The organism is Skermanella sp. (assembly GCF_059503625.1).
Genome location: NZ_JCACHA010000978.1, coordinates 1 through 6,454, shown reverse-complemented (window position 1 = coordinate 6,454; position 6,454 = coordinate 1). Strand labels below are relative to the sequence as shown.

The window sequence follows — 6,454 nt, the reverse complement described above, 5'->3', positions numbered from 1 at the left end:
TATCGAAGATATGCTCGCTCGACCCGAAGTTGGTGACGACCGAGACCCTACGGGGCAGCCTGCAGGGATAGTTCAGGTCCAGACGCCAATTGGCCCTCGGATCGAACATATCGATCGAGTTGTAGTCCTGCAATCCGAGATGCCAGTAAAGAGCCTGTTGAGCCCAAGGCTTCGGGCGGCCGTCCTCGAACATCTGCTCGAGCAGATCGGCCATGACGGCCTTGTCCGTCATTGGGCCGAGGGCCGACTGAAAGATTGCCGGCGTCGTCATGACGTCCTGAGGTCCCAGCTCGACGATGGAGCTGGCATCGGCAAAGGCGCGCTTCTTATGCAGACGGGCGAACCAGTGTACCATGACCGCGCTGATGCCCATTGAACCTCGCTTGATTTCCTAAGTGCCGGTGGCGGCACTGCATTTATGGGCCGCTGTGCCGGTGAGCGCTATGCACTCCCGGCCTACCGCTGTGCCAGATCGTCGATGATGAAGGCGGCGCGATGGCGCCAGGTATGTCCTTCCAGTATCCGCCGCCGCGCATTCGCTCCGACCCGGCGGCGTAGGTCGCCGTCCCGCAACGCTCGTTCGGCGACTTCGGCCAGGTCGTCGTTGTCGTATGACAGGTAATCCTCCCCGGGGGTGAAGTAGGATTTCAGGCTGCTGATTTCGCCGTCCCAGCGTGACCGGCTGACCATGGTCGCCTTGCCGCAGCACATGATGTCGAGTACCCGGTTGTGCATCGTAACGGGACCGTTATGGATGTTGACCCGCGTCGACCGGAACAGTTGCGCCATTTCGCGGCCGCGGTTGATCGCGCCGAAGTAATGGGGGGCGTAATGCGGCCATTTCTCCCATTCCGGATTGCCGTAGAAGGCGACCTGCGTGGAGATCGACAGCAATGTGTCGATCACCTGCGTCCGGTCGACCAGCCGGATCAGACGCTCGTCGAAGAAGGTCTTCAGCGGAGCCGGCAGTTGCTCCACCGTGAAGTTCGGGTCGGACCGGCGGTAGAAGTCGGTCAGGAAGGCGTAGATCTCGTTGTTGTCGGCATTGGAATGGCGGAAACCGGCGGCCAGGAACCGGTCGATCAGCTCGCTCATCGGGACCGGCCTGCCGTCCTCATATCCGGCGACGATGCTGAGCGTTCCGTCGTTGAGCGGCTCGTACATATGGCCGACGAAGGCGAAGTCGAACAGCTCGGGCGTTTCGGTATCGGTGAATATTTCCGGGTCGGTCGCCATGGGCAGGAACCGGTAGTCGCCGCCGTTGAAGTCCTCATGGCCGTAGACCTTGAGCAGCAGGGCGGTGTAGACGGCATGGCTGCCCCATGCATCCTCCAGCACCCGCCGGCCATGGACTGCGTGATTATGGATCCAGGTGATGTGCCGTACGGCAGGGTTGTAGCGGGGGATCTGGCTTGGGAACCGGTCGATCTCCAGGACGAAGTCCGGCTGGTAATTGTCGACGAAGCAGCTGAGCGCCCGTTCGTTGAGGTGCGGCCAGCCGACATGGGCTTCCACGCCGAGTTCTTCGAAGCCGCGCTTCAGCCCGAGCGTCTGGTTGATGTACATATGGTCATCTTCGGCGAAGATGGCGATGCGCTTGGGCTTAGGCAACGTTCAGTCCTTCTCTCAGTCGTCGGCTTGCGGCAGATCGGGTCTTGCCGACAGGACGACGCCCTGGAAGCCCAGGTCGCGCAGCCGGCCGGCGATAGCGGTGTCATGCAGATAGGCGCAGATCAGCACGGCATCGACGTCGCGCAGGGATGCCGCATCGGGCTTGACGATCGGCGGCGTCTGGCCGCCTCCGGCAAGGCAAAGTCCTTCCAGGGCAGGATTGTCGTCAAGAACCCGGACGAACCGCCGCGCGGCTCCGTACCGGGTCAGGAACGACTGGCCCTGGGCCGTGGCCCCGTACAGCGCCATCGCACCGGGGACGGCTGCAACCCGTTCCCGGCCCCGGTTGGTGGCGGCGCTCAGCCGGGCCGACAGATCCGCGGCAGGGGAAATGCCGGACTGCGGCGCCCGCCATTCCGCCGGCCGTCCAACCGCCCGGAACAGCACGCCGAAATCATGGCCGTCCTTGATCGACAGGGTGCGCAGCGGCTCCAGCCCGGCCCGGCGCGCCAAGGCGGTGAATGTGTCGGGCGTGAAGTACTGGACATGCTGGAGCACGATGTCGCCGAAGGCGGCGCCCCGGTCGATGAACCTGGCATCGGGGACTTCGAGATAGGCATAGCCGCCGGGGACCAGTCCCTCGCGGATCGCGGACAGCAAGGCGAAGGGATCGGCCACATGCTCGATCACCTGCCGGCAGACCATCAGGTCGGCCGGACCGCCGGGCACGGCGCCGCGGAAGATGTCCGATACCAGCACGATGTTGGCTTCGGGCAGATGGTCCCGCGTCAGGGCGCGGCACGGCTCGAACACGACCACCCCGGCGGCACTGGCGGACAGCAGGCGCGCCACGTGACCGGCGCCGCCGCCGATTTCCACCACCCGCTTGCCGGCATAGTGTTCGGGATCGATCCAGGCTATGGCGTCCCGGAGGCGCTTCACCATGGACGGATGGACCGGGACGTTGGTCAGCGGAACGTCGCCGTACATCCGCTCCGCCAGCGCGTCGGAGAAGTCGCGGTTGTAGAGATGGCCGCAGCCGTCGCACCGGACCAGGGTCAGCGGGGCGGTGTCCCCCGCCGCTCCTTCGGCGGGAGCGAAAAGGCGGACGGGATAGGCCGGGATGTGGAAGACGGCGCTGGCGGACGCGGCCGCGCAGATGGGGCAGGCCGTCATCATCGGCTTTCGCCGGGCTGGACATAGCAGGACCGGCAGACAGCGGGAACCTTGCCGTCGACATGGGCCTGACGGAATTCACGCAAGGCTTCGCCCGTCCAGACGGCGCCGAAGTTGCCGTCGGCCGTGCCGACCTCGCTGACATCCGGGTTGCCGATGATGCAGCACGGCACCACGCGCAGGTCGGAGGCGACATAGGCGCGCTCGAACGGCCAGGGGCACAGGTGCTCCGGCTTGTCCGTGTCGTATTTCCGGGTGACGTTCCAGAACGCGACCTTGATGCCGAGGCGCTCGCCCCGGTGCAGCAGGGATAGGGCTTCGGCCCTGGTGAACTCCCGCTCGACGGTGACGGCATCGTTGGCGGCGCGCCAGCGGTCCAGGCCGAAATCGACGAGGTTGAGGGAGAAGGCCATGCTGCGGAAGCCCATCTCGTGGGCCAGATCGACCAATTCAGGAAGTTGGTGACGGTTGCCTCGCTGCACCACCGTCCACATCTTGGTCCGCTCGACGTTCCGTTCGGCGCAGTAGGCGTTGATCAGCTTGCAGTTCTTCACGACCTGATCGAACACCGAGCCGCGCCGGATGCTCTCGAAGGTTTGGCGGTCGGCGCCGTCGCAGGAGATCTGGACCTCGTTGACGCCGCTGTCGATCAGCTTGCGGTAGTTGTCCTTGAGGTGCAGCAGCGAGGCGTTGGTCGTGGTCCGCACCCAGATGTGCCGGGCGCGGGCGTAGCGGATCATCTCGAAGAAGTCGTCGCCTTGGAGAGTCGGCTCGCCCAGTCCCTGGACCTTGATCTCGACCAGCCCGGTCTGTTCGTCGATCAGCCGCTTGAATGCCTGGAGCGGCATGTCGGCGGCGCGCGTACCCTTGTGCCAGTCGCTGACGGTACACATCGTGCAGCGGAAGTTGCACCGGCTGACATTCTCGAAGTCGAGCCGGATCGGCAGATAGGCAGGTTCCGCATTCCGGCGGCTGGATGCCTGATAGGCCAGGTAGTTGCGCAGCCGCTCGGGCGAGCGGGACAGGCAGGTGCGCCGGACGCGCAGGTAGGTTTCGAGGTCGGGGACCGGCTGCGGCGTCGGCAGGCCGTCCAGGGCTTCGCCGTCCTCGCCCACTGCGTCCTGGCAATCCTGGGCATCGTGGGGAACTGCTTCGATGACGGCGGTCATGACGGCCTCACAGGTCCTTGAACAGGTCCATGCATTGCTCGATCGTCAGGGCGACGTCGAGGTAGCGGTAGCTGCCGTTGCGGCCGATCGAGAAGACGTTCTTCGGCAGGGCTTCGATATAGCGGCGGTGCAGCGCCTGGTCGGCCTTGGTCGGGTAGGGGTACAGCTTGTTGCGGGTGGACGGCACCTCGATGCCGATCAGCGAGGTCGGGCTGTCGTAGTGATAGAACTTCTTGTATTCGACGACGCGGGTGAACGGCTCGGCGTTGGCGTAGTAGAGGAAGTAGATGTCGTCGGGCAGGATCTTCTCGACCGGCAGCACCAGCTTCAGGAAATCGCGGCCGGCCCAGCGCAGCGGGCCGTAGGCGTCCTTCAGGATGATTTCCGGCGAGATCGTGCTGACGATCAGGTCGTAGGTGTGCCACTCGCCGGCGATCTTCACCCGGTAATTGGCGATGTCGTAGTCCTCGATCGTGGTGTCGAGGTGGACCTTGGCGTGCCGCGTCGCGATCTCGAAATAGGAGTTGTAGCCGTCCAGCGCGTGCGGAAAGCCGGAGATCGCTTCGGTCCAGGCGGCCTTGGGGCCTGTCTTGAGAGCGACGCCCTTCGGGGTAAAGCCGAAATCGGTCAGTTCCGTGTTGCTCTCGATGTTCCACATCTTGCGCGAATAGCCGTCCACGAACTTGTCGTAGAGCGTCGGCCCGACCGAGAAGACCCAGTATTCCTCGAGGTTGCGGGCACCCTCGGCACCCGGCGCCTCGGCCAGTTCACGGCGGATCTGCTCGGCGTCGGGCATGTCGTCCACCTCGTCCCGGTGGATCGGGAAGTGGTAGAAGGCCTGGTCGCGCTCGATATAGGTCAGGAACTCGTGCCCCTGGTCGTAGCGGCGCATCGGGCAGGAGCGGTTCAGGAACTCGAACACTTCTTCCCGCCGGGTCAGGAAATGGCGCGGGCCGAGGGTGTAGGGATGGCCGCCATAGGTGTAGGTGCGGCAGCCGCCGCCCAGCACCGGCGCGCGTTCGACCAGGGTGATGTCGGTGTAACCCTTGGCGTGAAGCATCTCGGCGGAGATGCAGCCGGCAAAGCCGCCGCCGATGATCAGGACCTTGGTCAATGTCTTTCCCTTTACGTAGTACCAGCCCGGCCGCCCTATCGGCGGCGGGACAGGCTCAGATATTGCTGGCCCCGGCCGAACAGGGCGCCGAAGCGGGCGGCGGTGGCCGTGGCGCCGACATCCGGCGCGGCGCGGACCAGACCGGCTGCTTCGGTGAGGGCGTCGGCCGTGGGGTGTGAGAACTCGCGGGCGTCGGCGGCGATATCGTCCAGGACTTCCGCGAATTCGGCGATGAAACCGTCGCGGCGGGTCGCCTCATAGGATTCGACAAGGGCACGCGCCCGGGTGCAGAGGTCATAGAGCCGCTGGTTGGCTTCCACCGGCCGGGGCGGCAGGGTGAAGCGGTGGTCCAGCAGGTTATGGGCGTTCAGCCAATATTGTTCGATCGCCGGCAGGTTGAATTCGTAATCGGCGCCGGTGATGGCTTTGTACCAGCGCCAGTCGGTCACGAAATGCGGTGCGCTTGCCATGAAGTCGAAGCGGGATGCCAGGACGCCGATCGCCTCCGGCAGGTTGATCAGGGGAATGATCGAGCCGGGATGGATCAGGTTGTCGATCACCCAGTCGTCGCGCCGCCGGTTCATGCCGCCCAGCGTCGCCAGATGCGGCTCGACCATGGGAAGGATCGCGGCGGCCTGAACCTCCACCGGATCGGCCGGGTCCACGATCCGCTGCGCCAGCAGGCGGCGCAGGGTTTCCGGGAAATGGGAGAGATGGTCGACGCAGGTCACCACCAGCAGCCCGCCGACCGCCGTGCAGTCGGCCAAGCGGGCGAGTACGGCATCCGGGTTGGGCACGCCGGACAGCAGACCCTCGCAGAAGACGAAGTCGAACGGCTCCGCCGTCCGGAAGTCCTCGATCCGCGAACCGACGATCTCCGGCACCGCGATCCGGGGGTGATCGGCGAACAGGGCGCGGATATGTCCGATGCCGGTCGTATTCCCTTCCACAAGCACGAAGCGCGACGGGTCGAGACTGGCGGTGTAGAGCGCGTTGTGGCCGCTGCCCGGCCCGACTTCGAGCACGGAGCGGCCCTTGAGGTACGACGGCAGGATGCCGAGCTGGCGGTAAAGCGCGGATCGCCGCTGCTGGTGCCGTTCCCAGTCGGAGATGTCCTGGCGGACCGGAGAGATTCCGTGCGCCGTATAGAACGCGAGATGGGAGGCGGTCATGGTCCTGGGTGCGCAGTCTCTGGATCGTCGATCCACCATAGGCAGCGCTGGTTAACAAAAGATTGCGGCGTGGACTGTGAGGTCCACGCCGCCGAAAAGCTTGAAAATGTCTACGTAATAAAAGGTTAAGCCGCGGCCGATACGCCGGATGCAGCGGCAGTCGGGACCGTCGCGATGGTCTTCAGGATCTGGGATGCGATCTGGTACGGGTC

6 protein-coding genes are annotated in these 6,454 nt (G+C 65.0%); all 6 read right to left on the bottom strand.

Annotated features, from left to right (window positions below):
• Positions 1-373, bottom strand: a 373-nt coding sequence (locus tag AC5JJ6_RS35865) for a hypothetical protein (RefSeq protein ID WP_496046620.1), incomplete at its 3' end; no start/stop codon positions are given.
• A gap of 83 nt (positions 374-456) precedes the next feature.
• On the bottom strand, positions 457-1,611 hold the full coding sequence (locus AC5JJ6_RS35860; protein ID WP_496046619.1) for a glycosyltransferase family protein: 1,155 nt from the start codon (positions 1,609-1,611) through the stop codon (positions 457-459).
• 15 nt (positions 1,612-1,626) lie between these two features.
• On the bottom strand, positions 1,627-2,787 hold the full coding sequence (locus AC5JJ6_RS35855) for a class I SAM-dependent methyltransferase (protein WP_496046618.1): 1,161 nt from the start codon (positions 2,785-2,787) through the stop codon (positions 1,627-1,629).
• Positions 2,787-3,956, bottom strand: a complete 1,170-nt coding sequence (locus AC5JJ6_RS35850; RefSeq protein ID WP_496046617.1) for a radical SAM protein — start codon at positions 3,954-3,956, stop codon at positions 2,787-2,789. Before AC5JJ6_RS35850 ends, AC5JJ6_RS35855 begins: the two co-directional genes overlap by 1 nt.
• Before the next feature lie 7 nt (positions 3,957-3,963).
• Positions 3,964-5,070, bottom strand: a complete 1,107-nt coding sequence (locus AC5JJ6_RS35845) for a UDP-galactopyranose mutase (protein WP_496046616.1) — start codon at positions 5,068-5,070, stop codon at positions 3,964-3,966.
• A 35-nt stretch (positions 5,071-5,105) separates the two neighbouring features.
• The gene (locus AC5JJ6_RS35840; RefSeq protein ID WP_496046615.1) at positions 5,106-6,242 is read right to left on the bottom strand and encodes a class I SAM-dependent methyltransferase; all 1,137 of its coding nucleotides are present in this window, start codon (positions 6,240-6,242) and stop codon (positions 5,106-5,108) included.
• Positions 6,243-6,454 lie beyond the last annotated feature (212 nt).

Excerpts from the sequence above, each read along its gene's own strand:
- AC5JJ6_RS35855 (WP_496046618.1), bottom strand. The coding sequence starts at position 2,787 with ATGACGGCCTGCCCCATCTGCGCGGCCGCGTCCGCCAGCGCCGTCTTC.
- AC5JJ6_RS35850 (WP_496046617.1), bottom strand. The coding sequence starts at position 3,956 with ATGACCGCCGTCATCGAAGCAGTTCCCCACGATGCCCAGGATTGCCAG.
- AC5JJ6_RS35840 (WP_496046615.1), bottom strand. The coding sequence starts at position 6,242 with ATGACCGCCTCCCATCTCGCGTTCTATACGGCGCACGGAATCTCTCCG.